The 26163-nt window shown below is 50.0% G+C and carries 29 protein-coding genes; 9 read left to right on the top strand and 20 right to left on the bottom strand.

All coding sequences use genetic code 11. The annotated features are described in order from the left end of the window. Positions 1–148: 148 nt before the first annotated feature. Positions 149–520 carry an iron chaperone gene (locus MKY96_RS09020; RefSeq protein WP_340939919.1) on the top strand — a complete coding sequence of 124 codons (372 nt, stop codon included), beginning with the start codon at positions 149–151 and terminating at the stop codon, positions 518–520. Positions 521–587: 67 nt separating this feature from the next. On the opposite strand, the gene MKY96_RS09015 is transcribed toward MKY96_RS09020, so the two are convergent. The 4 genes from MKY96_RS09015 to MKY96_RS09000 form a co-directional block, all read right to left on the bottom strand. Next, a complete protein-coding gene (locus MKY96_RS09015) occupies positions 588–1085 on the bottom strand; it encodes a YcxB family protein (protein ID WP_340939918.1) in 498 nt (165 codons plus the stop codon). 74 nt (positions 1086–1159) lie between these two features. Further along, a complete protein-coding gene (locus tag MKY96_RS09010; protein WP_340939916.1) occupies positions 1160–2083 on the bottom strand; it encodes a DUF7638 domain-containing protein in 924 nt (307 codons plus the stop codon). 16 nt (positions 2084–2099) lie between these two features. After that, complete coding sequence (locus tag MKY96_RS09005) at positions 2100–3278, bottom strand: PTS transporter subunit EIIC (RefSeq protein WP_340944503.1); 1179 nt, start codon at positions 3276–3278, stop codon at positions 2100–2102. A 62-nt stretch (positions 3279–3340) separates the two neighbouring features. Further along, a complete protein-coding gene (locus tag MKY96_RS09000; protein ID WP_036733209.1) occupies positions 3341–4897 on the bottom strand; it encodes an ABC-F family ATP-binding cassette domain-containing protein in 1557 nt (518 codons plus the stop codon). 735 nt (positions 4898–5632) lie between these two features. On the opposite strand from MKY96_RS09000, the gene MKY96_RS08995 reads away from it, so the two are divergent. The 5 genes from MKY96_RS08995 to MKY96_RS08975 all read left to right on the top strand — a co-directional run bounded on the left by MKY96_RS08995 (position 5633) and on the right by MKY96_RS08975 (position 8860). Then, positions 5633–6271 carry a hypothetical protein gene (locus MKY96_RS08995; protein WP_340939915.1) on the top strand — a complete coding sequence of 213 codons (639 nt, stop codon included), beginning with the start codon at positions 5633–5635 and terminating at the stop codon, positions 6269–6271. A 265-nt stretch (positions 6272–6536) separates the two neighbouring features. After that, complete coding sequence (locus tag MKY96_RS08990; RefSeq protein ID WP_340939914.1) at positions 6537–7256, top strand: hypothetical protein; 720 nt, start codon at positions 6537–6539, stop codon at positions 7254–7256. 31 nt (positions 7257–7287) lie between these two features. Further along, positions 7288–7710: a hypothetical protein gene (locus MKY96_RS08985; RefSeq protein WP_340939913.1), complete on the top strand. Its 423-nt coding sequence runs from the start codon at positions 7288–7290 to the stop codon at positions 7708–7710. A 155-nt stretch (positions 7711–7865) separates the two neighbouring features. Beyond that, positions 7866–8249 (top strand): hypothetical protein, encoded by a 384-nt coding sequence (locus MKY96_RS08980; protein WP_340939912.1) that lies wholly within the window; start codon positions 7866–7868, stop codon positions 8247–8249. An 86-nt stretch (positions 8250–8335) separates the two neighbouring features. Then, entirely contained in the window at positions 8336–8860 is a 525-nt protein-coding gene (locus MKY96_RS08975) for a GNAT family N-acetyltransferase (RefSeq protein WP_340944501.1), read from the top strand. 92 nt (positions 8861–8952) lie between these two features. On the opposite strand, the gene MKY96_RS08970 is transcribed toward MKY96_RS08975, so the two are convergent. The 5 genes from MKY96_RS08970 to MKY96_RS08950 form a co-directional block, all read right to left on the bottom strand. Further along, entirely contained in the window at positions 8953–9765 is an 813-nt protein-coding gene (locus tag MKY96_RS08970; protein ID WP_036733200.1) for an ABC transporter permease, read from the bottom strand. Further along, positions 9762–10784 carry an ATP-binding cassette domain-containing protein gene (locus tag MKY96_RS08965; RefSeq protein ID WP_340939910.1) on the bottom strand — a complete coding sequence of 341 codons (1023 nt, stop codon included), beginning with the start codon at positions 10782–10784 and terminating at the stop codon, positions 9762–9764. Before MKY96_RS08965 ends, MKY96_RS08970 begins: the two co-directional genes overlap by 4 nt. Positions 10785–10966: 182 nt before the next feature. Beyond that, complete coding sequence (locus MKY96_RS08960; RefSeq protein ID WP_340939909.1) at positions 10967–11485, bottom strand: hypothetical protein; 519 nt, start codon at positions 11483–11485, stop codon at positions 10967–10969. Between the two features lie 142 nt (positions 11486–11627). After that, positions 11628–12248, bottom strand: coding sequence for an immunity protein Imm33 domain-containing protein (locus tag MKY96_RS08955; RefSeq protein ID WP_340939908.1), 621 nt, complete (start codon positions 12246–12248; stop codon positions 11628–11630). Positions 12249–12355: 107 nt separating this feature from the next. Beyond that, a complete protein-coding gene (locus tag MKY96_RS08950; protein WP_340939907.1) occupies positions 12356–13237 on the bottom strand; it encodes an AraC family transcriptional regulator in 882 nt (293 codons plus the stop codon). Positions 13238–13429: 192 nt separating this feature from the next. On the opposite strand from MKY96_RS08950, the gene MKY96_RS08945 reads away from it, so the two are divergent. Then, positions 13430–13963, top strand: a complete 534-nt coding sequence (locus MKY96_RS08945) for a CDP-alcohol phosphatidyltransferase family protein (protein WP_340939906.1) — start codon at positions 13430–13432, stop codon at positions 13961–13963. Here MKY96_RS08945 and MKY96_RS08940 read toward each other — a convergent pair whose 3' ends face one another. The 7 genes from MKY96_RS08940 to MKY96_RS08910 all read right to left on the bottom strand — a co-directional run bounded on the left by MKY96_RS08940 (position 13964) and on the right by MKY96_RS08910 (position 18082). Then, positions 13964–14476, bottom strand: a complete 513-nt coding sequence (locus MKY96_RS08940; RefSeq protein ID WP_340939905.1) for a DNA topology modulation protein — start codon at positions 14474–14476, stop codon at positions 13964–13966. It abuts the gene before it with no gap. 38 nt (positions 14477–14514) lie between these two features. Next, positions 14515–15255: an N-acetylmuramoyl-L-alanine amidase family protein gene (locus MKY96_RS08935; protein ID WP_340939904.1), complete on the bottom strand. Its 741-nt coding sequence runs from the start codon at positions 15253–15255 to the stop codon at positions 14515–14517. 78 nt (positions 15256–15333) lie between these two features. Further along, on the bottom strand, positions 15334–15690 hold the full coding sequence (locus tag MKY96_RS08930) for a DMT family transporter (protein ID WP_340939902.1): 357 nt from the start codon (positions 15688–15690) through the stop codon (positions 15334–15336). Between the two features lie 2 nt (positions 15691–15692). After that, positions 15693–16016 (bottom strand): DMT family transporter, encoded by a 324-nt coding sequence (locus MKY96_RS08925; protein WP_340939901.1) that lies wholly within the window; start codon positions 16014–16016, stop codon positions 15693–15695. 13 nt (positions 16017–16029) lie between these two features. Further along, on the bottom strand, positions 16030–16563 hold the full coding sequence (locus tag MKY96_RS08920; RefSeq protein ID WP_340939900.1) for a TetR/AcrR family transcriptional regulator: 534 nt from the start codon (positions 16561–16563) through the stop codon (positions 16030–16032). A 131-nt stretch (positions 16564–16694) separates the two neighbouring features. Next, complete coding sequence (locus MKY96_RS08915) at positions 16695–17831, bottom strand: GDSL-type esterase/lipase family protein (RefSeq protein WP_340939898.1); 1137 nt, start codon at positions 17829–17831, stop codon at positions 16695–16697. Beyond that, entirely contained in the window at positions 17828–18082 is a 255-nt protein-coding gene (locus tag MKY96_RS08910; protein ID WP_340939897.1) for a hypothetical protein, read from the bottom strand. Before MKY96_RS08910 ends, MKY96_RS08915 begins: the two co-directional genes overlap by 4 nt. 180 nt (positions 18083–18262) lie before the next feature. Here MKY96_RS08910 and MKY96_RS08905 point away from each other — a divergent pair, with 180 nt between their 5' ends. Then, positions 18263–20143, top strand: a complete 1881-nt coding sequence (locus MKY96_RS08905; protein ID WP_340939896.1) for an LTA synthase family protein — start codon at positions 18263–18265, stop codon at positions 20141–20143. A gap of 88 nt (positions 20144–20231) precedes the next feature. Here MKY96_RS08905 and MKY96_RS08900 read toward each other — a convergent pair whose 3' ends face one another. After that, positions 20232–21107 carry an alpha/beta fold hydrolase gene (locus MKY96_RS08900; RefSeq protein WP_340939894.1) on the bottom strand — a complete coding sequence of 292 codons (876 nt, stop codon included), beginning with the start codon at positions 21105–21107 and terminating at the stop codon, positions 20232–20234. 170 nt (positions 21108–21277) lie between these two features. Between MKY96_RS08900 and MKY96_RS08895 the strand changes: the two genes are divergently transcribed. Continuing rightward, positions 21278–22075 (top strand): lipase family protein, encoded by a 798-nt coding sequence (locus MKY96_RS08895; protein WP_340939892.1) that lies wholly within the window; start codon positions 21278–21280, stop codon positions 22073–22075. Between the two features lie 24 nt (positions 22076–22099). Here the strand turns inward: MKY96_RS08895 and MKY96_RS08890 are convergent, their stop codons facing one another. The 3 genes from MKY96_RS08890 to MKY96_RS08880 all read right to left on the bottom strand — a co-directional run bounded on the left by MKY96_RS08890 (position 22100) and on the right by MKY96_RS08880 (position 25953). Continuing rightward, a complete protein-coding gene (locus tag MKY96_RS08890) occupies positions 22100–23857 on the bottom strand; it encodes a glycoside hydrolase family 2 protein (RefSeq protein ID WP_340939890.1) in 1758 nt (585 codons plus the stop codon). Positions 23858–24010: 153 nt separating this feature from the next. Continuing rightward, positions 24011–24934 carry an ArsR/SmtB family transcription factor gene (locus MKY96_RS08885; RefSeq protein WP_340939888.1) on the bottom strand — a complete coding sequence of 308 codons (924 nt, stop codon included), beginning with the start codon at positions 24932–24934 and terminating at the stop codon, positions 24011–24013. Between the two features lie 293 nt (positions 24935–25227). Then, positions 25228–25953: an MOSC domain-containing protein gene (locus MKY96_RS08880; protein WP_340939887.1), complete on the bottom strand. Its 726-nt coding sequence runs from the start codon at positions 25951–25953 to the stop codon at positions 25228–25230. Positions 25954–26163: the final 210 nt, after the last annotated feature.

Genomic DNA, 26163 nt, shown 5'->3' with positions numbered 1-26163 from the left:
TGAGAGCCATCTGCCACAGGATGTTCCCTCATTCATACTCTACTCTCGCAAAGTACACTAAAATTTATTCATTAAAATTTTTGACTATCCTGCGGCTACAAGATATTATGGAGGGCATAAGGGCTGACATAGATCAGGAGGACGAACCATGGATGTGTTTGCAGAGTATCTGGCGAAAATCGATAATCCGGTCCATCGGGCAACGGTGGAGGAAGTACTCGCCTGGGTGTTGCAGGAGTTCCCGCAGCTCGAACCGAGAATTGGCTGGAACCAGCCGATGTTCACCGATCACGGAACATACATTATCGGCTTCAGTGTAGCCAAAGGGCATATGGCTGTCGCCCCGGAAAAAGCAGGCATGGATCATTTCGAAGAGGTCCTGAAGCAAGGCGGAGTAGATCACACCAAGCTGCTGATCCGCATGAAATGGACGAACCCGGTGGATTACGGCCTGCTGAGACAGCTAATCGAGTACAATATTGCCGACAAGGCGGATTGCACAAGCTTTTGGCGGGTATAGCTGCAGCTAGTTATCCGCTCCCGGATACAGAAAAGGACATGCGCGGGTAGCATGTCCTTCTTTTTTGTCACCAAATCACGCCACTGACAATCTTGCGGTGATCTGACACATACGTTCTGAATTTATGCTCCTGTGCGGCATCCTCGAACGATTGCTTGGCAACGAACCAATATTCTTGTGGCCCATTGAACAGCAGATAGTAGCTCTGGTTCTCCCATACCCGGGTGAAAGAGCCCCATGTCATGACGGAAGCGTCCTTCTCCGGACTGAAATTGATCCCCTCTGCATCGAACAGATATTCAAAGTCCTTATTGTACCTTGTATCTGCCGACAATATCTTCGGTAAAAGCAAGGTTCGCATCACAATTGACATTCCCATGGTCAGAACCAGCGTAATCGATATGCCGAGCAGAATAACCGATTGGTTCTGAGTATACAGAATCATGCACACCGCTATAAATACCGCTTGAACGCCAATGGACAGTATGGATTTCCACGAGTGGAAATATAATGCCCGTGCCACCTTGGAAATATGCCGTCCATAATGAAAGCTGATTGTCTCCATCCTGCCACCCTCTATCTCTTCACTTCATCACTTATAGTAGTATAGCATCCAACGCGTAGAAAATCCTGTCCTGTTCACACTTCGCGTGTCTCTTCGGGATGATACAGGATTCGCTGGTAATCCCAATCCTTCGTATCCATATCGCCCAGATACATCCGTTCATGCTCCGGCACAAGCTCATATTTGATTCTAAGCTGCTCCCGGTAGTATTCACTTGGATTCTCCAGATAAGCATAATATGCCGCCCGGCACGCTTCATGCGCCGTTTGCCCGCCGTTTAGCTGCTTGTGGAGGTTGTGCAGCTCTTTGAGCTTCTCTTCCGCATCGGCAGAATACAGCGAAGCGCCAAGCGTCACCTCGCCCAATTGCAGAATACGGACTGGAGTGGAAACATTCAGGGTAGTAAAGAGCGTCCCGTCTGCAAAAAGCCCGTCCAGCTCCTCCAGCGTATATTCTGCTTCAGCAGGCAGGTTATAGACCGCTACCTTTCCGTCTTTGTACACCACTACATCGACCAGGTATACTGCACCGCTATGCTTCATGAACAGATGGACACTTTTGCCCTCCGTCGTCTGGTAGAACAATTCGCTGTTGACATAGAATTCCGTGGCTGTTGGCGAAAGGGCGATCCGGCGCGCCTCATTGCGCTGCTGCTCACTAAGAGAAATGTCATAGATATTCGTAAGCTCAGGATTCAGACGGGCCACCGTATCCTTCACATGCTGGTAATAACCCGCTTCATTGTAAGTCCACTTCGCCGACTCTACCGTATACGCACCCAGTCCATGAATGGACAGCTGCTTCCCGGAGGGGACTGCCGGCGTTAACCAGCCTGAATTTATTTTGCCGGATAAACCCTTAAGATCTGTAAGCTCCCAGCAGTTGACCATGCCGTCTTCGTACACATCTACATTAATATAGAAGTAACTTCCTCCGTTATGGATGATTCCGGGAATGGAAGTCCCTTCCACCGTCTTGGTTCTTCTAATCGCCCTCATGTGAAACCCTCCTTAGCTAGGACTTGGCAAGTGGTTCGACGGCTGGGTCCGGTCCAAGCTTCACGCACAACGTTGCAATCAGGGATATCAGGAACCCGGTGGTACATGCGATCAGGAAGCCGCCGAAGCCTTCCCCCAGATAAGCAGGCAGCGTAGCCAGCCCCGGAAAAGCGAATGAAATTGCAGACGAGCCGAACATCCCGACCATCCCGCCGCCAATCGAGCCTGCAATGCAGACAATAATCATCGGCTTACGCAGCGGCAGATTGACCCCGAACATTGCAGGCTCGGTGACACCGAACAAGGCCGATATCGATGCTGACAGGCTTAAGGTGCGGAACTGCTTGTCTTTGGCTTTGATGAATACCGCCAGCGCGGCTCCCGCCTGGGCAAAAGCGGCAGGACCCATCAGCGCGAGGATCGTGTCTGATCCGCCTGTGCTGATGTTATTGATCGCCAGCGGCACCAGACTCCAGTGCAGTCCGAAGATGACCATCGGCTGAATGACCGCCCCCAGCACCATTCCGGCGCCGACTGAGCTGAGATTATACACTGTACGGTACCCGTCTGCCAGGGCATCCCCGGCCAGCGCCCCCATTGGTCCGAATACCAGCAGCGTCACCGACGATACCACGATCACGGAGATCAGCGGAGTGAAGAAGCCGCGGATGACCTCCGGCAATATTTTGACACAGAACCGCTCGACATAGACCAGCAGGCCTACCGCCAGAATGATGGGAATAGCGCTTGCAGGATAATTCACCGGCTTGATGCTCATGCCCATAAACTCAATGACTTCGTTGTTCGCAAATAGTGTAGTCAGACTGGGATATAGCATAACCCCGCCTATAACAACCGCCGTAAAAGGATTCGCCCCGAATTTACGGGCTGCCGTAAACGCCAGCAGCAGCGGAAGGTAATGAAACAGACTGTCCGCCATAGCATTCAGCACCGTATAGGTGCCTTCCGTCTTGCTTAGAAGCTCCAGCGCCACTGCACCAGCCAGAAGCCCTTTCATGATTCCTGCCGCGCTCAATATATTAACTATGGGAAGAAAAATACCAGAAATGCCGTCAATAATGATATTGACCAGACTGCGTTTGGATGGCTTCACGACTGTCTCCTCATTCACTACGTTCATATGATCCCCCTGCATTCTTACTCCACTGTAATACGAATGACCCGTAAGAGTCACTTTTCGCAAAGTACCCTCCTACGGGTCAAGCTCAACACCGGCGTTATTGCCGGTTCGGTTCTCTAGAAGACTTTGGTCGTCCATGATTCGCAGTTCCAGGTATCGGTCACGATATCACGATAGAATTCAGGCTCATGCGAGATCAGCAGAATGCTGCCTTTATAGGCTTTGAGTGCACGTTGCAATTCTTCCTTCGCATCGACATCGAGATGGTTGGTAGGCTCATCGAGTACCAGCAGATTGCTCTCCCGGTTAATCAGCTTGCACAGACGTACCTTGGCCTTTTCGCCACCGCTCAGGACAGCAATTTTGCTCTCAATATGCTTGGTGGTCAGGCCGCATTTCGCCAGCGCTGCACGAATCTCGAATTGGGAGTAGGAAGGGAATTCGTTCCAGATCTCCTCAATACAGGTGTTATAATTGGATTCCTTCATTTCCTGCTCGAAATACCCGATCTCCAGCAGATCGCCAAGACGGGCTGTGCCTGAGATAGGCTGAATCTGGCCGAGAATACTGCGCAGCAGCGTGGTTTTACCGATACCGTTCGCACCGACGAGAGCAATCTTCTGACCCCGCTCCATGCTCAGGTCCAGCGGACGCGACAATGGGGAATCATACCCGATCACCAGATCTTTGGTCTCAAAAACCATTTTGCCGGAGGTCCGCCCCTGCTTGAAGTTGAATTGCGGCTTCGGCTTCTCCTTGGCAATCTCGATGACCTCCATCTTATCCAGCTTCTTCTGGCGGGACATTGCCATATTGCGGGTCGCTACGCTCGCCTTGTTGCGTGCTACGAAGTCCTTCAGATCGGCAATCTCCTGCTGCTGGCGCTTGAACGCGGATTCCAGCTGTGACTTCTTCGCTTCATACACCTGCTGGAAATATTCATAATCACCCACGTAACGCGACAGCGACTGGTTCTCCATATGGTAGATCAGGTTGATCACGCTATTCAGGAACGGAATGTCATGCGAGATCAGAATGAAGGCATTCTCATAATCCAGCAGATAACGCTTCAGCCAGTTGATATGCTGTTCATCCAGATAGTTCGTAGGCTCATCGAGCAGCAGAATGTCCGGCTTCTCCAGCAGCAGCTTCGCCAGCAGCACCTTGGTCCGCTGACCGCCGCTGAGGTCGTTGACATCCTTGTCCAGACCGATGTCGGTTAAGCCGAGTCCACGCGCGGTTTCATCGATTTTGGCATCGATCATATAGAAGTCCTGGCTGGTCAGCATGTCCTGAATCGTTCCGACATCCTCCAGCAGCTGCTCCAGCTCTTCAGGGGTCACATCCCCCATCTTGCCGTACATGTCGTTCATCTCCTGTTCCATATCGAACAGGTATTGGAAGGCCCCGCGCAGCACATCCCGGATGGATTGCCCCTGCTGAAGCACCGCATGCTGATCCAGATAACCGGCGCGCATCCGCTTCGCCCATTCCACCTTGCCTTCATCCGGCTGCAGCTTACCGGTAATGATATTCATGAAGGTGGATTTACCTTCACCATTGGCACCAATCAGACCAATATGCTCGCCCTTCAGCAGACGGAAAGAGACATCTGTGAAGATGGCCCGGTCGCCGAAGCCGTGACTTAGCTTTTCTACATTTAATATGCTCATGAAGTTACACCTTTTCCTTTATTCTATATTCTCGTCATATTATAAAGGCTAACGCGCCACAACTCCAGAAGGTTTATGAAAAAAGCGGAAAACAGTTACATAGAGTCCTTTCCGGTAGAGCTATTTCATAGTCATTAAAAATCGTTCACCATCCTGATTTATCCATATATTTTTTGCACTGCGATTTTATGGAAGTCGAGTTTCTTATAGACATGCCGTGCTCTAATATTCTTAAGATTGGTGTCGAGTACAATCTTGGGGATTCCCTGAGTTTTAATAAATAGCGAATCAGTATCCCCAAAAACTGCGCCACTTTATTCAGTTAAAGAAACCCATAAATCTTGACACCCATCTCTGCCACATCTTCTGAATTGTGCTGAAGGTTAGTTGGAAGACTATTTTCAACCTATTAGTTAATAACTCTAACGACTCACTACTCCTGCTTAATAGTAATTGCATAGCTATAACCTGTCCTATTATTTATGCATTAGATGTAAGCATATCTAAATGGAAAGGAAAAACAAAAATACTTTTATAGATATAAATATATTATTGATTGACATCTATAGTATAATAATGGTATTTTTATTGATGTAAGGTGTTTATATTTTCTATATTATTATTTATATTACCAATTTTCCCGAAAGTAGGTGGTTTATCAATTTAGTTAGATTCAAATTAAAAGTTAGTCTTGTCCACAAAAAATTGATACAAAGAGAAAGGGTGCAGTTGATAATGAATAATTCAATAAAAAGAGGAAATGCTCCAGTTACTAAAAAAATCTTATCGGTACTAATGGCATGTTCTTTATGTTTCGGACTAAGTTCTACAGCCCTTGCTTCCTCAGAATATAATGACACTATTACAATTAACGAAGATGGCGCAGTAGAAACATATATCGGTAATTATGCAACCAAAAGTATTATTACATCTGAGCTAGACGACACTCTTGCAAATGACTTAAGTGTAGATAAGATTTCTCCACAAGCTACATATTCTATCTCTAATATTAGTCAACCAAGCAGATGGAATTTATTTTCACCTGTCTCAAGTTATGTAGCTTATCCTCTCTCCGTTTCAGCCGCACAGGGAATTACAACAACTGTTAACGCCTCTGTTACAGGCGGTGGAGGAGTAGATATAAAGTTCTTGAAGGCTAACATTGCAGCAACCATTGGTGCAAGTGTGGCATTTACAACAACCCAAACCATTAGTTATCCCAATTCTACTCCAGGTACCAAAGGAAGAATCGTCTTAAGATATTCGCAAAATCAATATACGTATACTATCACTAAGTTAGGCGTAAAATACCCAGGTAGCGCTTTCACACAAGCGTACGATGAGTATTACGCTTTACAAACCGTATCACTTTAATTAATTTATGATGATTAATTGTTACAAAAAGTAGAATTAAGTAATGAATTAAAAATGAGAGTGAATACTTACTATTCACTCTCATTTTGTATTACTACTAGAAGGGTTGCGGAAATATATGAGGAAGTCTGCAATTATTATACTTATATTCTTTATCACATTGATATCAGGATGTGAGAATAACAACACAGATATATTAACGAAAAAGTTAGATTTTAACCAAGCTATCGGAGTATATACTATTGATCTAGAGCATTCGAAGGACATGACTCCTTCAATTTTATTGGTTGGGAAAACAAACAAATTGAGAAATGATGAGCTTAACGAATTAAATAATCAAAACACTTCAATAACCTTATTAAATGAAAAAAAAGAATCCATAAAATTCAATACAGAAAATATAAAATGGCAAATTTATGATCCTAAATTGTTAGAAGAAGGATTTTCTGTAAGACTAGTTTCTAACAATATATTAGATTTAAAAGAATCATTACTTAATAAAGTTTTAATTGAACACAGAGATAATAAAAAAATAAAAAAGAATATCAATCCAATTTATTTACAATTTTATTCTGGCAAGCAAAACGGTCTCTCTATAATGGAATCACCATTTGCACCCAAAAACAAAATAGAAATAGGAAAGGAATACTCTTACGCATATAAAATTTTAGATTCTAATAAAATTATAACTAATGATATTCGATCAGAAATTATTTATCCTGATGAAGCAAGAGAATTTATTGAGATTATTAATGTTAATGTTAGTCGTGATGAATATTCAGAGGATCAAATTAAAGAGGAATTTAAAGATAGTGTAGATGAAAAAAAATTAGAAAATATTGCAGTCTATGAAGTTCTATGTACATATATTATTAAGAAACGAGGAAATATTGTTTTCCAACCAGAAATCAAGCTCTTTTTTGATCAAAAAGAACAGAGTTTGGCCCCTTTTGAACCAATTTGTTTTTTTAATTTTAATGAATAATCAAAATAAAATAAAATTGGAGAAGATAAATATGTCATTTATTAAGAAGTTTTCTATAATTTTAATATCTTTAACATTGTTTTCAGGGTGTGAAGGTAAAAACTCTGATTCACCAAATAATAAAACTTTAAATGATGAAGAGTATAATTTGACAATTACTAATAACAGCCCATTATTTTTGAAAAGTGTAGTTGTGACTGTAGATGAAAAAGACGACACACACATTAATTCTCAAATTGATAGTAATATTAATGTTGGTGAAGTCGCAAAGTTCAGGATCAAAAATGGAAATCACAGTTTCAAGATTACACTCAATCCCAAAAAGAACTACTCTGTAAGTAAAGAGGTTAGTGATAAATTCGAACAAGGCAAAGTAATTAATTATCAAGTAGAAATCGATAGAAATGAAGTCACTATTAATAAACAAACCGACAATGGGACATCTGGAGAATAACCCAAGTTAGCGGAGGTAAGAATGTTAGAAATCAAAGGAATAGGAATCAGTGTAGTTAAATACGCACTCCTGAATTTTGTTCTGGTCATAACAAACTTATTGTTATATGATTCAGGACCAAATGGGGGCGGAACCGGGGACCGGAGGAAGGGCTGATGTTCTATCAGATGTACTTGATCTGCCTGATTGCGGGATTTGCCATCTATGGGGTATGGTCCATTACAGCAGGTAGATATGAGAAAAAAACAAGAGGTCTAACTGCTATTCCTGTGTTATTATCCTCAGTTTTTATCACCAGTGTATTAATTTATGCTAACCGTAGGTACAAGAACCTGTATGATGGCGAGTTTGTGAATGACGCAGGGTCCAAGGTCCTGACACTCTACGCCGACACTTCCCTGTACCTCGTGTACTTCCTTCTGCTCTTCGCTGTTTGCATCAGCGTGCTTGGAATTGTTAAGCGGAACAAATTATCTATACTGGGGCTGCTGCTGAATCTATCGCTGCTAATACTCATAAACCTAATACAATTTGTATAAAACAATACTCTCCATTCTCGCAGAAATCATGGCATGCTACGATGAAGCTATGATGATCCGGAGTCATGGAGGTGTACAAATTGTATATGGAACAAGGAAACTTGGTTATCCGGGATGCAACTGTGGCCGATGCAGAGCTGTTATGCAACTGGTGGAACGACGGAGAAGTCATGGCGCATGCCGGATTTCCTGAGGGCTTAGGAATCACTGAACAAGAGGTGTTAACCCAATTGCAGACCGGGACAGATTCTGAATGTAAAGGACGTCTGATTCTGGAAATCGATGGTGCCCCTGCAGGTGAAATGAGCTACAGGGCAGTTTCAGAACATGTGGCAGAGATGGGTATCAAAATCTGTGATTCTAGCCAACAAAACAAAGGGGCAGGCACACGATGTTTAGGATTGCTGATCCGTTATTTGTTTGAAGCACAGGGGTTTCACATGATCATTCTGGATACGAATCTTAAGAACACCAGAGCACAGCATGTGTATGAGAAATTCGGCTTCCGTAAAATAGCGGTACGAAAGAATGCCTGGGCAGATCAGCATGGGGAATTACAGACTTTTGTTGACTATGAGCTATCCCTAACGGAATGGACTCAAAATTCCTGAACGTGACTGGTCACGTTGTGTTCGGTTTTTCGCATACAAAAAAACGCCAACAGATGCATCCCTGCATTCGTTGACGTATTACCGAACCAGACTTACGTCCGGCGCATATACGCACGCACGGTAATCGGAGCGAAGACCGCCACAATCACAGCGGCTCCGATCAGCGAGTAGACCAGATCACTGCCTACCGTTCCATGGTTGACCAGTTCACGGACAGCAGTGACCAGATGCGAGATCGGATTGTTATTCACGAACCACTGAAGCCATTTCGGCATCGTATCAACCGGCACGAAGGCATTCGAGAGGAACGTTAGCGGGAATAACACAATCATTGAAATCCCCTGTACACTGGAAGCCGTGCGGGCGATCACACCGAAAAAGGCAAAGATCCAGCTGATGGCCCAGGAGCATCCGATGACCAGAACCGCTGCCAGGGCAACCCCGCCGATGCCGCCTTCCGGCCGTAAGCCCATGATGTAGCCCATTACGAAGGTGAGTACCGTAGCAATCGTGTAACGTATAGTATCTGCTAACAGTGCTCCTGCGAGAGGGGCAATCCGGGCAATCGGCAGCGATTTGAAGCGGTCGAACACCCCTTTCTCCATGTCCTCCCGCAGCTGGACACCGGTGACGACAGAGGTCGTGATTACGGTCTGCACCAAAATTCCCGGAATGATTACCGGCAGATAACTGGCCACATCACCGGCAATCGCCCCGCCGAAAATATACGTGAACATCAAAGTGAAAATAATCGGCTGAAACGTGACGTCAAACAATTGCTCCGGTGTACGCCGGATCTTGAGCAGTCCTCTGTAGGCCATCGTAAAGGAATTACGTACCACTTGGCCGAAGCTGGTATGGTTTTTCAAATTACGGTCTACACCCGGCTTAATTAAAGTACTCATGCCATTACTCCCTCCTTCTTCTGTGCGCTATCCGTGACAAACCCCGCATCTTCCTTGACGCCATGACCGGTTAGGGTCAGGAATACTTCATCCAGCGTTGGCTTCTGTACACTCATCTCAAGCAGCGGTATGCTTGCTTCACGAAGTGCGATCAAGAGGTCGGTTACCCGGTCCACGTTCCCCATCGGTGCGATAATTTTGGCTGCTTCTGCGGACAGGTTAGAGCGTACCTGAAGCACCTGCTCCACAATCTGCCGCGCCTTCAGTAACTGCTGCGGTTGGACCACCTTCAGGTGAAGTGAGGAGTTGCCCACCGAGCTCTTGAGTTCATCAACTGTTCCCTCTGCAACCACCTTACCGGTATCAATAACGGCAATCCGGTCCGCCAGCTGATCTGCTTCTTCAAGATATTGGGTCGTCAGCAGGACCGTTGATCCCGTATTCACCAGCCTGCGGATCGTCTCCCACATCTGATTGCGCGTCCGGGGATCAAGCCCCGTTGTCGGCTCATCCAGGAAAATGAGCGGTGGCTGCGCAATTAGACTGGCCGCCAGATCCAGCCGCCGGCGCATCCCTCCGGAGAAATTCTTCAGCGGGCGCTTCGCTGCTTCCGTCAAGCCGAATTCCTCCAGCAGGTCGGAGGCCTTGCTGCGCGACTCCGCACGCCCCAGGCCATGCAGCCTGGAGAAGATCACCAGGTTCTCTGTTGCACTAAGCGATTCATCCACCGATGCATATTGACCCGTCACTCCGATTAACTGACGCACGATCTGCGGTTCTTTTGCCACATCATGTCCGAAGATACGCGCCGAACCTGCGTCAGGCCGAAGCAGGGTCGCCAGCATGCGAATTACGGTTGTCTTCCCGGCACCATTGGGACCCAGCACCCCATAGATCATTCCTGTGCCTACTTTGAGATCCACACCATCCACGGCCCGGTTGCTCCCGTAGATTTTGACCAATCCTTGCGCTTCAATGGCGTAGCTGCCGCTCTGCCCTGCTGATTGTGTCTGCTTCATGCTTTATTCCTCCTTGGTTGCTGAATCTATAAGGATAGTAACCGACATATTTAAACTGTATTTAAACCTCCTTCTACTCTGTCCGGTTGCTGTTACCCTATCCCATTAAACCAAAAATCCGATCCTTTGGGATCGGACTTGCGGAGTACGCTTGCAGTCGTACACTCTATATGCTGTTCTCCTTAATCATAGCCGCCTTCAGCTTCGGGTAATGCCTGGTACTCTTCTTTACCTGCTACAATGTCTGCAATGAAATTCCGCAGCTCCAGCAGCTGCTCTGCATCTTCCGTTAGCTCACAATTCTCGCCAGACCAGGACCAATTCCGTGTGAAGCCGTTGACGGTGATCCTCCAGCTGTCTTCCTGGTAAGGTACCCTCGCGCAGCTCTGCTTGAGGGGCACAAGCTCCAGCTTCCCCATGATGTGGATGCCTCTCATCCGCTCATAGATGCTGCGCATTTCATCTTCAGTCAGCGTAATATCCGCCGTGGCCGTTCCGTTCATGATCAGATCTTTGACCACGGTATCCTGATACGTATTGATCTCATTCTTGGTGACCTCCCCATACCCGTAACGGACGAGAAAATCGAAATCCGCAGGCATCTCTTCAGGCATTTCTCCCAATACCTCCGGCTGCTCCGGAGCGGGTTGTGCATCCTTATTGGTGCTACAGCCAGCTATGAGCAGTACGGCCAGCAGCAAGTAATATATGGGCTTCAGGTTGGTCACCTCCAATATGTCTATTAATACTGTATGTAATTAACAGAATGATTACGAATTAAGCTTATATGGCAAAAAAGCCGGGGCCACAGTCACCTGTGTCCGCCAGCCTAGTATATCATGCTCACCGCCAATTCTTCACTTCTACCCACGCGGCACCCGGTCCGCTCCGTTCAAACGCTGTACCCACAGCTCCTTTAAAAGGCTCCAGCAAGCTCGGGTCCCGGTCGATCAGATCATACACATTCATGATGGCCGTATTCTTCGGGTCGCTCAGATAAGCGTTATCTTCTTCTCCAGTGAACAGCCGCCAGCCGCTGTCCTCCTCACGGGTAGGGGCCTCCCGGTACATCCAGCGCACACCGCTGCCTGGCGTCAGGCATTGCCTGGTGACCATAGCCGCCTTCTCTCCGGCTTCCACCCATGCAGGGTCTCCTTGTCGAAGGATGGTCTGCGCGATATGTCTGGGTTCGAACTCCACCGGATCTCCAAGCTGCAGCGACTGGATCACCCCGGGTGTATTGGTCAAAAGGCCTGTGTACCGCCCGGTAACGTGATCTCTCCCGGTGATCTCCACCCACATCCGTTCTGCGCGCGGCTGCCCTTCAGCCGGATGGGTCAGCATGAAGTGCAATCGCACCATTCTCCCCGTGCCCTGCGCTTCCCGCTCCTGTCTGGAGGGAATAAAAAACGACTCAGGATGCAGCCTGCTCGTCTCTTCCACATCTTCCAAAGTCCATTCCATGAAGTACGCCTCCTAGTCAGTTATACTAGACTACCATTACCCGATTGTAGGAGGCACTATTCATTCTGACTGAAAGCCCCGTCCGCTATGGCTGTATACCTGCACCGTTAACGGCGCACTGCTTCCCGCACCGGGATCCATATTTCACTTTTAAAGGTTGGTGAGTCGGTATCCTTGCTTTCATTCCACAGAAGCTCCGGTCCTTCGACCTGCTCATAATTGGAAGAGGGGAACCATTCGGAATAGATCCGGCCCCAGACATTCTGGAGCGTACCCGGAAAGGGACCTACCACTTCGAACACGGCCCATGCAGATGCTGGAACCTCAAGCTTGGCGTAGGACGGCGGGCATTCCTGCGTGGTAGCTACTCCGATATAATGATCCAGCTCCCCGCGTTCATCCATCCGTCCTTCCGAGAAATTCACGGATGCGCTGATCATCCCGGCCGGAATGATATTCGACAGCCCCTTCAGCTCCGCGATCATCTCCATGCTCAGACTCTGCCACATGGCAGCAATCTCCGGGTTCACCCCGCTGAACTGGATAGCTACCCTTTTCTGGAGTCCAACGATCCGGAAACTCTCTTTCTCCTCAATACGGTAATTCATTTCACTGCCTCCTCTGATGGTTAACTGAAAAGTCATTCGAGGAAAGGCCTTCAGGGGTGTCCCTGCCGTTCTTGCTTCTGAAGGCGTTACGCCATGAAGCTGCTGAAAGGCTTTTGTGAATGCATCCGGCGAAGTGTATCCATACTCCAGGGCAACATCAATAATCCGGTGCTGGCTTCCCTGCAGCTTGAAGGCAGCCAGCGTAAGACGCCTGCGGCGGATATATTCCGAGAGCGGGATACCGGCCAGGAAGGAGAACATCCGTGTAAAATGATACTCCGAGCATAATGCGTAACCCGCAGCCACTTTTACATCGATCTCTTCCTCCAGATGCTCTTCAATGTAGAAGAGTGCAGCATTCATATCTTCCAGCAGGTTCATCGTGCACCACCCTTTCCTCCCCATCAGATTAACAGCTACGCAGGGAATGCATCCGACAGTTCCTGCACCATATTAACGGGTACTTTCTTATTTAAAGACAATCCGCAAATTTAGAGGCATAATGAAGCATAGAATATATACGAATAAGCTAAACAGGAAATCCCCATTACATGGTTAAAAAGGGAGGTTGCCATGAAGCTTGTCCCCAACTGCATCACGCTCAGCCGGATCGCACTGGCTCTTCTGCTGCTGTACCTGGCGCCGCTGGGCACGGGCTTCACTATAGTCTACCTCCTGTGCGGAATTACCGATCTGCTGGATGGCCCTATTGCCCGAATGACCGGTACGGATAGCAACCTCGGTGCCAAGCTCGATTCCGTGGCCGACATGACACTGGCAGGCACTGCACTCTATACCTTATATCCGTTCCTTGGTCTTACCCTCGGCCTCATCCTGTGGGTCGTGCTGATTGCCGTCATCCGGGGAACCTCCATCCTGACCGCGCTGTGCAAATTCAGCACCTACGGCAGCATTCATACCTACGGTAACAAGCTTGCCGGATTGCTGCTATTCCTTACACCGATGCTGCTTACCTATGTGAATCAGGCGATCTGGACAATAATTGTATGCTTAGTGGCCACTCTATCTGCAATCGAGGAACTGATCCTGCTTCTAATCTCAAGTGAGCTGCAGCTGGACCGCAAGGGACTGTATGTGCGGCGTTGATTAGCATTCTGCATAGCGATGAAGCAACTCCTTGACCTGCCGCCTTGTATTTACGATCAGCACTTGCTGGTGAGCTCCGGCCTGCTTGAGCCTCTCCAGGGTAGTAGCACGGCTACGTGCCTTATAGTTCCAGACCCATTTCACAAAAGCCCAATCCAGCTTCTCTGGGCAGCCTTCATTCATATCCGGCCGGGTCTGGTTATGGTACATGACACGACGCTTCACAATCCGGTACATACATAATAAACGGGGTAAATCCAGAAAAATAATGACCTCCGCACGCCTCAGTCTGCTATCCATGGTCCTTGAATAATTACCATCTATAATCCATTGCTCCTGATTTGTATATTGCCGTACCAGTTCATCCCACTCTTCATCCGGCTTAGGGACCCAGCCCGGGTTCCAGAAAAGGGTATCCAGATGTACAACCGGCAGATGTAGAAGAGCACCAAGCTGACGGGCCAGGGTAGACTTGCCTGATCCTCCTGATCCGAGAATTAAAATCCGGTTCATAGGCTTCTCCTTGTGCATTTTGACATCATAGTGATCCATCACTCCAGCCCCAGATACTCCCTAACGGCATCCACAACAGCAGAGGCCACGCTCTCCTGGAACCCGGAGGTCCACATCTTCGCCTCGTCGCCGGGATTCGTTAAATAGCCCAGCTCCAGCAGCACCGACGGCATTACCGTATCGCGCAGAACGAAGAAATTCCCTTTCTTCACGCCGCGGTCTTTGAGACCGGTAGCTTGAATGACATGCTTATGTATCGTCTCGGCCCAAGCCAAGGATTCTTCATGATAATAAAAGGTTTCTGTACCCGATGCTGATGCCTCCTCATAGGTATTGCCATGAATGGAAATGAACAGGTCTGCGGGCAGATTATTGGCGAACTGGGGCCGAAACAGCTCTTGTGAAGAGATAAAAGCATCCCCGGTCCGGGTAAGCCGGATCTCAATCTGCGGGTCCTGCTCCACCTGGGCTGCAATTTTCTCTGACAGGCTCAGATTGAAATCCTTCTCCAGCCGTCCGCTGACGGAGACTGCCCCGGGATCTTCCCCGCCGTGTCCCGGATCTACCACAACCTTAAAGACCCTGCCGAGGTAGGGTTGGCTGCTGCTCTGCGGTTGACCCGTACTTCCGGGTACACGAATGACCGAATCCTCTGCCGGGGCTGCACTTAGGCTGGTATCAGCAATCTTCCCGCCAGAACCGCTGCCGGCGCCATCGCTACATGCCGCCAGCAGCAATAGGCTGAGCCATATGGCGGCTATCAGGTACGTTTTCCTCATTCCGGTTGCTCCTTCTCGCTCACTTCCTGCACGTTGCCTACTTCCATTTCAGCATACCGGAGGCTTGATAAGCAAGACCTAATTCTCCGCAGCTTCAGGGGCGTTATCCCCGCCAGCCTTATCCGGTGAATTCAGCAGCACCAGCCCCCCGATAATGATCAGCAGACTTATGCCGGTGAGCAGATTGAACGGATCATTCCAGATCAGGATGCCGATCAGTGCTGTCAGCGCTGTCCCCACGCCAGACCAGATGGCATAAGCCAGGCTCAGAGGTATGGTGCGAAGACTGATCGATAAGCAGTAAAAAGCCAGGCCCATTCCAAGCACTACTCCGATCGACGGCAGCACACTGCTGAATCCATCGGAGAGCTTAAGCATAGTCGTACCGAAGATTTCTGAAATAATAGCAATGCTTAGCGCTAAGTAACCTCTCATCTCTACACCCCCGTTGACAGCTTCAGCAGAACCACACCGCCAATGATGAGGATTAAGCCTGCTATTTTTCGCACATTCAGACGTTCCTTATAGACCAGCACGCCAACCAATGCAGTTAACGCCGTTCCCACGCCAGACCAGATGGCATAAGCTGTCCCGAGCGGGATTTCTTTCAGCGCCAGTGACAGATTGAAGAACGCCAGGCCCATGCCAGCGACCACCGCAACGGAGGGAAGCAGCTTTTTGAACCCGTTCGATGCCTTAAGCATAGAGCTGCCGAAGACCTCACTCACAATGGCTAAGGATAGTAACACATAAGCATTCAATGGGGTTGCCTCCTTAATGAATCATTTCATATAATTTCCGGATGACCTTATCACGCATGTCATCGCTGATCTCGCCGATCCCGAATACCTCCGATAACCACAGGCCGTCTACAGCCAGCCGGACAATGGAGCCAATTACCGGGTCCAGCCCATCATTCTCGATGTTCTCTTGCCAGACGGTGTAATGCTTCCTTAATTCATCCAGCAATTCACCGTTTGTAAAAAGCGCTGCGTTAAGAGCAACATTCATGTCCTGCCCATCCTGATCAGCTTCCACGGTAGACTGCAAATAAGCACGGCTCCACTTCCCTTGCTCCCGCGTATCCTGGGCCGCCCTCTTCTGGACATCTGCAACGAAATCATTTGTGATGCCCGAAACCATACTGTAGATTAATGCGTCTTTACTCGGAAAATGGTGCAGCAGACCGCCCTTGCTCACTCCTGCTTCAGCAGCCACCGCTTCAAGTGTAAGCTTCTCAATTCCGCTATTCCTAACAATCGTTGAAGCTGCAGCCAGAATCAGACTGCGTTTGGAATTACTGTTCACAATCATCACCTCGTCATTTACTATACCGTCCAGACGGTTTGTTTGTCAAGCAGATGAATTGCAGCACAAAGCGCTCATCAGCTGATGAGCGCTCCCGCAACTTATACTGTTCAATGGATATGCCGTTACAGTTATGACCCTGACAAAAGTCCCCGGATATAGCCGCTTAACTCCAGGGCAGTCTGCTCGTGCGCCGGCAAGCCCGGATGAGTCCGCGCGCCCATCGTCTCATTCGTCACATTCGGCAGCTGGAACACCGACACATCCTTGTCTCCCGTAGTCCTCATGTATCCATCCACCGCGCGGTGGATCGCCGGCATCAGGGAGAGGCCCAGCATTCCATACACCCAGAGAAGATGCGCCCCGGGGTTATAGCTTCTGAGCTTCGCCAGGAACCTCGTGACTGCGGCCTCGAAGGCGGCCAGATCCTCCTCATGATAGCTTCCGTCTTCATTCAGCCGCTGCTTATAGATACGTCCGGTGTCCTCATCCAGCCACTCGGGGGAGTTGAACGCGCCGTCATCATTGGTACCCAGATTGACTACTACCACATCCGGCTGCCAGGCCGCAAAATCATTCATCGCATGCGCCCCAAGCGCTTCATTACGGGGACCGGTCAGCAGACCGCAGACCTGCTCGTAGATATCAGGGATATTGCCTCGCGGATTGTTGTCCCAGCTGGAGAGCACGCCCCATCCGCTCTGTGAGATCACCCGGAATTCGGCCTGCACAGCCTCGGCAGTGATCGCTGTATAGTTATGCACGCCGCTGAACCAGGCGGGAATCCAGTCCTCCTCACTTTTGGCACCAATGACGCCCTCACCTGATGTGATGCTGTCACCGACGAACTCCAGCCGGTACGGCTTGTCTTCAACAGGCAGGAAGCTGCCGTCTGTGCGGACCGCATGGAACTGAAGATAAGCGCCGGGGTCCCCGCTCATCGCCTGGACCTCTTTTACAATCCGGATATTCTTCACCCGCTCAGGGTTCATTCCTCTGAATACGCAGACCCAGTGCCTTCCGGCATTCACCATCTGTCTGCTGACGGGAACGGAGTTAATCAATATACTAATCCAAGACTCGTGATGATCGTAACCGGACTCCACTTCAAGCCACAGCTCAGAGGCCTGGAGGTTCACCTCTATCGCACTGCCCGTCCAGAATAACGTCAGGGGGTTAAGCGCTCCGGTCGTTCTGCCATGAATCTTCAGATGCTTGATCTCTGTCAAAGGCTGTACCTGTAACTGCAAATGGGAATAGCTGCTCATTCTGATCCCTCCTGTTTGGCGGCAATCGAGAAGCTGCGGACCTTCATCCACTTCCCGCCTACCCATTCGTCAACGGTGCCCTTCCGCGTTCTAACACAGAACTTATGCGAGGTGCCGCGGTCAAAGCCCGTTGCTTCATATAACAGGTCTTCTCCCTGCTGTCCCTTGAAATACACCTGCTTCAGGCCGAGTCTGTTCAATAATTCCTGCTTCACACTGTCTGTATATTGGCGCGAGAATTCTTTTGTCATGGTTGTTCCTCCTGCTTCGTTTATCAACGGTTCAACTTCCCGGATGCTTCTTAGAGAATAACGTATATGCGGCGAATTTTCACCTTTATTTTTCACCAAACTGCCCTTAAATCCGGTTGATTTTGAACTCGGCCCTGTAATAGAATTAATGGATTATATAGAAAAGGATGCGCATACGCAATGCCTTACAAGGAATCACGTCCGCTTCGAAAAAGGTCGATTCTGTTCTTCTCGCTGATCATGCTGGTGAAGAGTTATTTCGCCTGGTATTACTTATTCGAGGACGGTCCAACCTGGACCACCTGGCTGAAGGAAATCCCATTCGTGCTGCTGCTGTTCTGCCTCATCGAATGGTTCGCCACGAAGCACAAGGTCGCGATCTATCTGCTCGTCAATCTGCTCATTACCGTCCTGTTCTTCTCTCTCATCGTCTATCATAATCATTTTGGGATGATCGCTACGTCCCAAGTCTTCGGTCAGGTCAAGCAGGTAGGCGCCGTCAAAAAAAGTATATTCGCTGTCGTGCATCCGCAATATATGCTTATCTTCGTAGACATCATTATCATCAGCCTGATCATGCTCAGACGGAAGAAAGCGCTGGCCTGGAAGCATTCCATGTCCCGCCCCAGCAACCGCAAGGCGGTAGCTATCCTGTTCTGTATCTCGCTTACGCTGTGCATGATGAATATCTTCCCCAATAAAGCCAGTATGAACGAGAATGTCAAGGCAGAGCAAATGGGCATTCTCAATTATGAAGCTTACGCCCTGCTGCGTGAACCCGCAGAGGAGCCTATGGACCCTGCGCAAATCTCTCAGGCCGGTATCGATAGGACAAAGGGCATTCAGCAGAAGGCTGATCCGGTCCTGTTCGGAGCTGCCAAGGGCAAGAATCTGATCATTCTGCAGATGGAGTCGCTCCAGAACTTCCTGATCAACCTGTCGGTGGACGGAACCGAAATCACGCCGAACCTGAATAAGCTGGCTGGCGGGAGCTACTATTTCCCCCGGTTCTTTCAGCAGGTAGGCCAGGGCAATACCTCGGATGCCGAATTCATCGTCAACACTTCCTTTTATGTGCCGCCGGACGGTCCAGCCACAGATAAGTATGCTCCGAAGGAGCTGCCGAGTCTGCCGAAGCTGCTGGAGGCACAGGGGTATGATACCGCGACTTTTCATACCAATAATGTAGAGTTCTGGAACCGCGGGGAGCTGTATAAGGCGCTGGGCTTCAATCAATATTACGACAAAACCTACTTCGGTGAAGAGGATGCAGTCTTCTACGGCTCATCGGATGAAGTCCTCTACCGAAAGACCTCTGCCGAGCTTGCGCGGATGGATCAGCGTGAACAGCCCTTCTATGCCCATGTCATCTCGATGTCGTCACATAATCCGTTCTCGATCCCGGAGAGCAAATACAAGATGACCTTGCCGGAACGGTATGAGGGGACACTGGTCGGCGACTATATCCGGGCGGAGAATTATGCCGATTATGCCCTCGGCCAGTTCATAGAAGAGCTTAAGGGCAGCGGGGTATGGGACAATAGTGTAATCGTACTCTACGGCGATCACCGGGGACTGCCGATTTTCTCACTGAAGGAAGAGGATAAAGTCCTGCTGCAGGAAATCCTGGAGCATGAGTATAATGAGCGTGACCTGATTAATATACCGCTGATCATCTCAGCCACCGGCGTTACGGCACCGGCACTGAAGGAGCAGTTAGGCGGCCAGGTGGACATTCTGCCGACCGTTGCCAATCTGCTTGGTGTCCCGCTGGACTATCATATCCACTTCGGACAGGATCTGCTTAATCAGACGGCGTATAACCTGCTGCCGCAGCGCTATTACCTGCCTACGGGTTCATTCGTTAATAATGAAGAGCTGTTCCTGTCAGGCAGCGGGTTCGAGGATGGCCAGCATTATACGTTATCCGGTGACGGGACGGATCTGCTTCAATCGACAGAGGATGAATTCACCCGGGCGCTGGAGCTGCTGCGCATGTCCGACAGTTATGTTACTCAGCTGCCTGACCGGGTAGTTGAAGATCCGCCGGAGGGCGAATAAGAACTGATAATAGGTATCATCCTTCACACAGCAAAGCCCGGTTCGGAGTCCTGTCTCTGAACCGGGCTTCTTTATATGCTTGGTAGGGTTAGCGCTGCTTGTCCAGAAAATCCCGCACAGCCTGACCCGCCTGAAGCGGAAGCTGCATCCAGACATACGCATGAAGCGAATCCGGGATCAGCACAATTTCATAGCTGTCCAGCAGCTCTGCGAAGGCATTCAGACTGCTGCGGACCCGTTCATCGTTCCCTTCCGCTTCGCTGGGCAGGAACAGGACCGGACATTGTATTGTCTGATAATAGTGTTCAAAGGACAGCTCCCAATACTTCTCTATGTATTCGATTCTGACACGGTTCGGACAACAATAGATATACTTGCCGTCTGGATGCTGCTCCAGACTATGCGTATAGAACGCACAGAAATATTCATTCCACAGGCCCTCCGCTGTCAGCTCATCCCTCTGCCCGGCTACATAGGATTCAAGGCTGTCATAGCACGGTTCCTTCCATTCCTCCAGTTCTGCCCGGAGCTGCGCTTTCTTCTGATTCATCTCTTCCGCCGTACCGTTAAATATACCGTATTCTCCAAATTCGTTATTCAGCGCACCTTCACACACCAGGGACGCTACAAGCTCCGGATGAGCTGCTGCCAGACTGACCGCTACCTGCGCTCCCATGGAGCTTCCTACTACGTGGCACTTCTCCACCTGCAAATGCCTCAGTAACTGATACATATCTTCTGCCATCTCGTCAATATGATAGCCAGTCTCCGGCTTGTCCGAGCGGCCATGCCCCCGGAGATCCGGTGCAAGGATGCTGTAGTCCTGCTCCAGTTGCGGGAGAACTCCATCCCACATATGCAGGTTCCCGCCGCTGAAATGAAGCAACAGGACGACAGGCTTGTCATTTAAAGAAAACTTGGCGTTTATGCTTGATTTCTTCAAAGGAATACGTTCCTCAATCATTTCCATTTCCTCCTCCATTCCCGCAATCCCTTACGTTTGCTTTACCTTATATGTATTTGGCAGACAATGGATTAATTATATACGCGGTCCGTCTATGCTGTCACCATACGAATAGGCACCAATCCCGCCTTCTGATCATACACAGATAGAAAAGAAGGGCGGGATGCGGAATGAATAACAGGACAGATGAAGAAGAGTGGGCGATCTTCCTGGCGGCTGTCTGCGGACAGACCTACACTCAATTTGCCAATGCAGAGGGTGCATTCGTGGTGCCGGCGGGGTTCTCGGCCGTGCACAGCTTCCAGGCGAAATCGATGGGCAATGTCTGGGAGCTGTTCGGCTTCATTCTGGAATCACAGCAGGAGATCATTGTGGCCTGGCGTGGCAGCATCTCCACAAATGATTGGCTCTCCAACATGAATGCCGCGCAAAAACCGTTCCAATACCTTAAAGAGCCCTGCCTGACCCATCGGGGGTTCACGGATATCTATGCATCCGCTCGGGATGCCATTCTCTCCGTGCTTGGTACTCTGTCCCCGGAGAAGACGCTATATGTAACAGGCCATAGCCTTGGCGGGGCACTGGCCACTCTGTGTGCGCTGGATGTTGCTGCCAATTCTGCCTTCACCGCCCCGCGGCTGTATACCTACGGGTCTCCGCGTGTCGGGGACCCGGATTTTGCCAAGGCCTTCAGCCGTTACGTGCGCAGCAGCTACCGCTATGCCAATCTTTTTGACGTCACAACGTATGTTCCGCCAACCGTCTACAAGCTGCCCAAGCAGAAGACCAAATACTATTACACTCATGTCCAGACCCTTAAATCCCTCTCCTTCCAGAATGGCAGCCCTGAGCTGAACCATGTCATCCGTAGTTATTTCGCTGTGCTGAGGAAAACCCGGCCAGACTTCACCACTGCTCTGTGCGCTGCGAACCCCGGGTTCTGTCCGGTCCCGGAGCTGGTCACCTGATCTCCGCTCTGAGGATAGACCTTTCTACCGGTTGATCTTACGAATCTCGTCCAGCGGAATCTTCGGGGTCCGGTCCGCATTCAGCAGTCCGTTCACTTCCTGCTGCACATCCGTAACCTGAGTGTAGCAGTATCCGCAGATGTACGGGGTGTCCTTGATCGCCTGCGTGATGCTGCGGAACCGTTCAATGAAGGCTTCCGTGCTGCTGACCTGCTCCCCATAGCCCCACCCTTCGCCGGTGTCGAAGGCAATGCCGCCGAATTCACTGACTATGACAGGCTGACCCCGGTACTCGTAGCCCTGGGCCATCGCGAATTTCCAGTTATTGAACGAGGAGCTGCCGCCAAGCACGCTGCCGGAATCTGCATAACGCTCTAGCAAGACCGCTCCACTCTCCTCATAATCATGCAGGGTAATAATGTCGCTGACCGTATGCTCCCAGCCGTCATTCACAATAACCGGACGGTTCGGGTCGATGGCCTTGGTCAGATGATAGATGCCTTCCGTGAATTTCTGCTGCCGCTTGTTCGTGTAGATCTGCGGGATGCCCCAGGATTCGTTGAAAGGCACCCACGTAATCACCGAAGGATGGTTATATTGCTGCCGGACAATCTCGGTCCATTCCTTCGTGAACTGCTCCACTGCCTCATCATTGAACTCATAGGTGGCCGCCATCTCCGACCAGACCAGCAGCCCCTTCACATCACACCAGTACAGGAAGCGCGCATCTTCAATCTTCATATGCTTGCGGACACCGTTGTAGCCCATCGCGAGAATCGCGTCAATATCGGCAACCAGCGCCTCCTCCGAAGGCGGAGTCAGGTGGCTGTCCGGCCAATAGCCCTGATCCAGAATCAGCTTCTGATACACCGGCGTGTTGTTGAGCAGCACCTTGCCTTGCTCGATGGAGATTTTGCGGAGGCCGAAGTAGGAATAGACCTGGTCGATCACCTTGTCCCCTTCGTACAGAACGAACTCCACCTCATACAGCACCGGCGAAGCGGGCGACCACGACTGGAGCTTCCACGGGCCATTCGCTTCATGGGTCAGCTCTACATCCAGCTGCTGCCAAGACCGGTCGATATGCAGCGAGACCTGCTTGAAGGTCTTCTCCTGCGTGCTGATCCGGGTCTCCAGGCGAAGATTCGGGGCTGCCACCTGGGCCTCGTATTCAAAGCGGACCGAGCGGTTATCGAGATCCGGGGTGATTTTGACAGACTTGAGATACGAAGAGGATACATACTCCAGCCACACACTTTGCCAGATTCCCGTCGTCTGCACGTAGAAGCACTCGAAATTGTCATCCACCCAGCGCTGCTTGCCCCGGGGCTGTGTGCAGCTCTGGCTGTCCTCTGCCTTGACGGTCAGACGGTTGACTGCTCCTGTACCCGTGTTCAGATAATCGGTAATATCCAGCGAGAACGCCGCATACCCGCCCCGGTGCCCCCCGGCATAGCTGCCGTTCACCCACACCTTCGCCACGTGGTCTACCGCCTGGAAGTTCAGCAGGACCCGCTTGTTGCCCATGCCCTCTTGCAGCTGCAATTCCCGCTCATACCATACATACGGATGGAACACGGTCTCACCGATTCCGCTGGCCTCCGTCTCATACGTGAACGGAACCTGAATCTTCAGATCACCCTTCAGCGCCTCGTACCACTTCTTCCGTTCACCGGCGTTGTCATCGTCATACCGGAAATCCCATTCCCCGTTCAAGCTCTGCCATACATCACGGACGAACTGCGGCCGCGGATAATCCTTGATATAGTGCCGGGTTGTCATGGTAATACGCACGCTCCTTATGAACAATAATTTTGTTTTAATACAATATATATGTATTAATTATTACAGAATCCGCTGAGATGTCAATGGCGGCGCAAAAAAAGAACCGAAGCCAAAGCTCCAGGTTCTTCGCTAATCCCTATGTTATTCATCCTAAGGCTCCACGCTATAAAAAATCTTCATCACCAGGTCCTGCTCATAATCGCCGAACTTTTTGCCGAACAGGTTCATGCCGCCCTTGAAGACTGCATTCTCCTTCACGCCCAGCCGCAGATCCACGTGGTTCTGCCTTGTGAGACCCAGCTGTTCCAGATTAACAGCGGATAGCTCCTGGTGGTCGATGGTACTGCGTGTGTCATCTACACTCCAGGTCTTGAGTGCGCCGAACTGGGTTCCCGTATCAATCCACCACGAGGGATTCAGCTTCCCGCGTCTGCCGCCGAAGTCGCCGGGCGAGGTCCAGGTCCCCACCTCCACCTGGTTAATCCAGAGCGTAATATCCGAAGGCCAGTCATTCTCGTAATTCGGTGCCTCCGAGCAGATCTCCATGGAGAACTGAATCCGGTGAAGCACCGCTCCTTGAGGAATTTCCAGCGGATAGCGGTATTCGAGATAACCTTTGCGCAGCCAGAGCAGCTGGGCCTGTACCCGGTCCGGATGAAAAAATCCCGCCGGTGAGTCCTCCGAAATAATTGGACCGTTCTCACTGACCATCCCGCAGGTAGGCGCCACTTCGCAGGCGGTGAAATTGCCGATCGGCATGGATATCTCATAGCAATATTCGCCTTGACCGGCTTGCAGGCGGCGCTGCGGAGCATTGATCGTGATCTTGATGTCATCATAAATCCGGCTGCATACCTTCATCGCCCCGCGTGAAGCGGGCAACAGCTCCGTCTCAATCAGCCCTGCCTGCTCCAGCACCTTCACATTGGAGGCTGCCGTGGATACCGGAATCTCCAGCGCCTCCGCCAGCTCCGCCACATTCATTCTCCGGCTGTTAAGCAGCGCCAGCATTCTGAGTCTTAGCTCCGTAGAGAGCGCGTGTGTCACCTTCACCAGCTCATCCGCATGATCCATAGACAACTCCAGCATATCTTTCACCCCATTTAGCTGTCCGTAATTACATATCCTGCACGAATTGCAACATTCCCCGGATCGAACTCCCGCTAATCCGAGAATATTGCATAAAATGCAGCAATTCCTTCGCATAAGGCAGTTATTCCGGACAATTCCTGCAATCTGTGCAACAATTCTCCCAACGGTGCCGCTGCTGAGATATCAAAGTTGTAAAACTTACAACATTATAGTCGCTAAAGACATTATGTAGGTGACCGCTCATCTTTGGCAAGAGCGTAGGGCTTCTGTCCAGCTTAGCTATCCAGCACCACTACCTGATCGCCCAGCCGGACCTCTCCCGGAGTGATAACGGAAGCGTAGACGCCGAACTGCTGCTTAAGCTCTTTGTATACTTGCTTCAGCAGCGAGCTGTCCCGCTCCAGCGTATCCGGGTCGGTCGTAATCATCACGCAGCGCTCACAATAGCTATCCACTTGAAGCACTGTACTGCCAATCGACAGACGGCGGCCGAGCCACTCTTCCTCTCCGAGCGAGTCCTCACTCACTTCCACGAGGAAGTTGCCCCGGAAGCGGCGCTGGTCTACAGGCTTTCCCCACATGGCTTCAAGGTTCTTCAGACTCTTATCGGTTACCAGCAGAATGCTGGCCGCGTCTACAGACAGCAGCTGAGGATACTGTTCCTCCGGGTGCGGCGCCTTAAGCGCTGACATCGTAATTTCCGTCCGGGTCAGACTCTGAATTTCCCTAAGCAGCTCCTGGTCCCAGCCGAACACCCGGCCATCCGCAGCCGTTACACGGATATCCTCCTCCGTATACTCCGCTTTATAAGACATCATCTTCGGAATCTTGCGGGCAGTGATATACTGGGACCAGTCTTTTTTGGTCATATCATAAAAGGAACAATACCGGTCCCCCTCCACTCCGTAAGATACAACCTTACAGGCCTCCAGTGCCTCTCCTGCAAAGGATTTTACCGGATAACGGTTAATCGATTTAATCTCCCCAACTGTAACTGACACGCCCCCACCTCTTCTGTCTGTAATCTGATAGCTCTGCTACTTTTACTGTAGCGGCTTTAACTTCTGAATCTCTTCTACGGAAAGCCCTGTTGCCGGGCGATAACATTTGGTCTGCTCCGTTTCGGTCTTATTATACCATTATCGCTGCCTGTTTTGCGTAAGGCAAGAGCTGAACCCTTATGAACTTGCAACAATATAATTACATACACG

It is taken from the genome of Paenibacillus sp. FSL R7-0302, from assembly GCF_038006885.1.
Taxonomy (GTDB): Bacteria; Bacillota; Bacilli; order Paenibacillales; family Paenibacillaceae; genus Paenibacillus_AQ.
The sequence above is the reverse complement of the archived record's forward strand: the minus strand, read 5'-3'. Positions and strand labels throughout refer to the sequence as shown.

Coding starts and splice junctions, on each gene's coding strand:
- MKY96_RS09020 (WP_340939919.1), top strand. CDS start 149: ATGGATGTGTTTGCAGAGTATCTGGCGAAAATCGATAATCCGGTCCAT.
- MKY96_RS09015 (WP_340939918.1), bottom strand. CDS start 1,085: ATGGAGACAATCAGCTTTCATTATGGACGGCATATTTCCAAGGTGGCA.
- MKY96_RS09010 (WP_340939916.1), bottom strand. CDS start 2,083: ATGAGGGCGATTAGAAGAACCAAGACGGTGGAAGGGACTTCCATTCCC.
- MKY96_RS09000 (WP_036733209.1), bottom strand. CDS start 4,897: ATGAGCATATTAAATGTAGAAAAGCTAAGTCACGGCTTCGGCGACCGG.
- MKY96_RS08995 (WP_340939915.1), top strand. CDS start 5,633: ATGAATAATTCAATAAAAAGAGGAAATGCTCCAGTTACTAAAAAAATC.
- MKY96_RS08990 (WP_340939914.1), top strand. CDS start 6,537: ATGACTCCTTCAATTTTATTGGTTGGGAAAACAAACAAATTGAGAAAT.
- MKY96_RS08985 (WP_340939913.1), top strand. CDS start 7,288: ATGTCATTTATTAAGAAGTTTTCTATAATTTTAATATCTTTAACATTG.
- MKY96_RS08980 (WP_340939912.1), top strand. CDS start 7,866: ATGTTCTATCAGATGTACTTGATCTGCCTGATTGCGGGATTTGCCATC.
- MKY96_RS08975 (WP_340944501.1), top strand. CDS start 8,336: ATGGAACAAGGAAACTTGGTTATCCGGGATGCAACTGTGGCCGATGCA.
- MKY96_RS08970 (WP_036733200.1), bottom strand. CDS start 9,765: ATGAGTACTTTAATTAAGCCGGGTGTAGACCGTAATTTGAAAAACCAT.
- MKY96_RS08965 (WP_340939910.1), bottom strand. CDS start 10,784: ATGAAGCAGACACAATCAGCAGGGCAGAGCGGCAGCTACGCCATTGAA.
- MKY96_RS08955 (WP_340939908.1), bottom strand. CDS start 12,248: ATGGAATGGACTTTGGAAGATGTGGAAGAGACGAGCAGGCTGCATCCT.
- MKY96_RS08950 (WP_340939907.1), bottom strand. CDS start 13,237: ATGAACCTGCTGGAAGATATGAATGCTGCACTCTTCTACATTGAAGAG.
- MKY96_RS08945 (WP_340939906.1), top strand. CDS start 13,430: ATGAAGCTTGTCCCCAACTGCATCACGCTCAGCCGGATCGCACTGGCT.
- MKY96_RS08940 (WP_340939905.1), bottom strand. CDS start 14,476: ATGAACCGGATTTTAATTCTCGGATCAGGAGGATCAGGCAAGTCTACC.
- MKY96_RS08935 (WP_340939904.1), bottom strand. CDS start 15,255: ATGAGGAAAACGTACCTGATAGCCGCCATATGGCTCAGCCTATTGCTG.
- MKY96_RS08930 (WP_340939902.1), bottom strand. CDS start 15,690: ATGAGAGGTTACTTAGCGCTAAGCATTGCTATTATTTCAGAAATCTTC.
- MKY96_RS08915 (WP_340939898.1), bottom strand. CDS start 17,831: ATGAGCAGCTATTCCCATTTGCAGTTACAGGTACAGCCTTTGACAGAG.
- MKY96_RS08910 (WP_340939897.1), bottom strand. CDS start 18,082: ATGACAAAAGAATTCTCGCGCCAATATACAGACAGTGTGAAGCAGGAA.
- MKY96_RS08905 (WP_340939896.1), top strand. CDS start 18,263: ATGCCTTACAAGGAATCACGTCCGCTTCGAAAAAGGTCGATTCTGTTC.
- MKY96_RS08900 (WP_340939894.1), bottom strand. CDS start 21,107: ATGATTGAGGAACGTATTCCTTTGAAGAAATCAAGCATAAACGCCAAG.
- MKY96_RS08895 (WP_340939892.1), top strand. CDS start 21,278: ATGAATAACAGGACAGATGAAGAAGAGTGGGCGATCTTCCTGGCGGCT.
- MKY96_RS08890 (WP_340939890.1), bottom strand. CDS start 23,857: ATGACAACCCGGCACTATATCAAGGATTATCCGCGGCCGCAGTTCGTC.
- MKY96_RS08885 (WP_340939888.1), bottom strand. CDS start 24,934: ATGGATCATGCGGATGAGCTGGTGAAGGTGACACACGCGCTCTCTACG.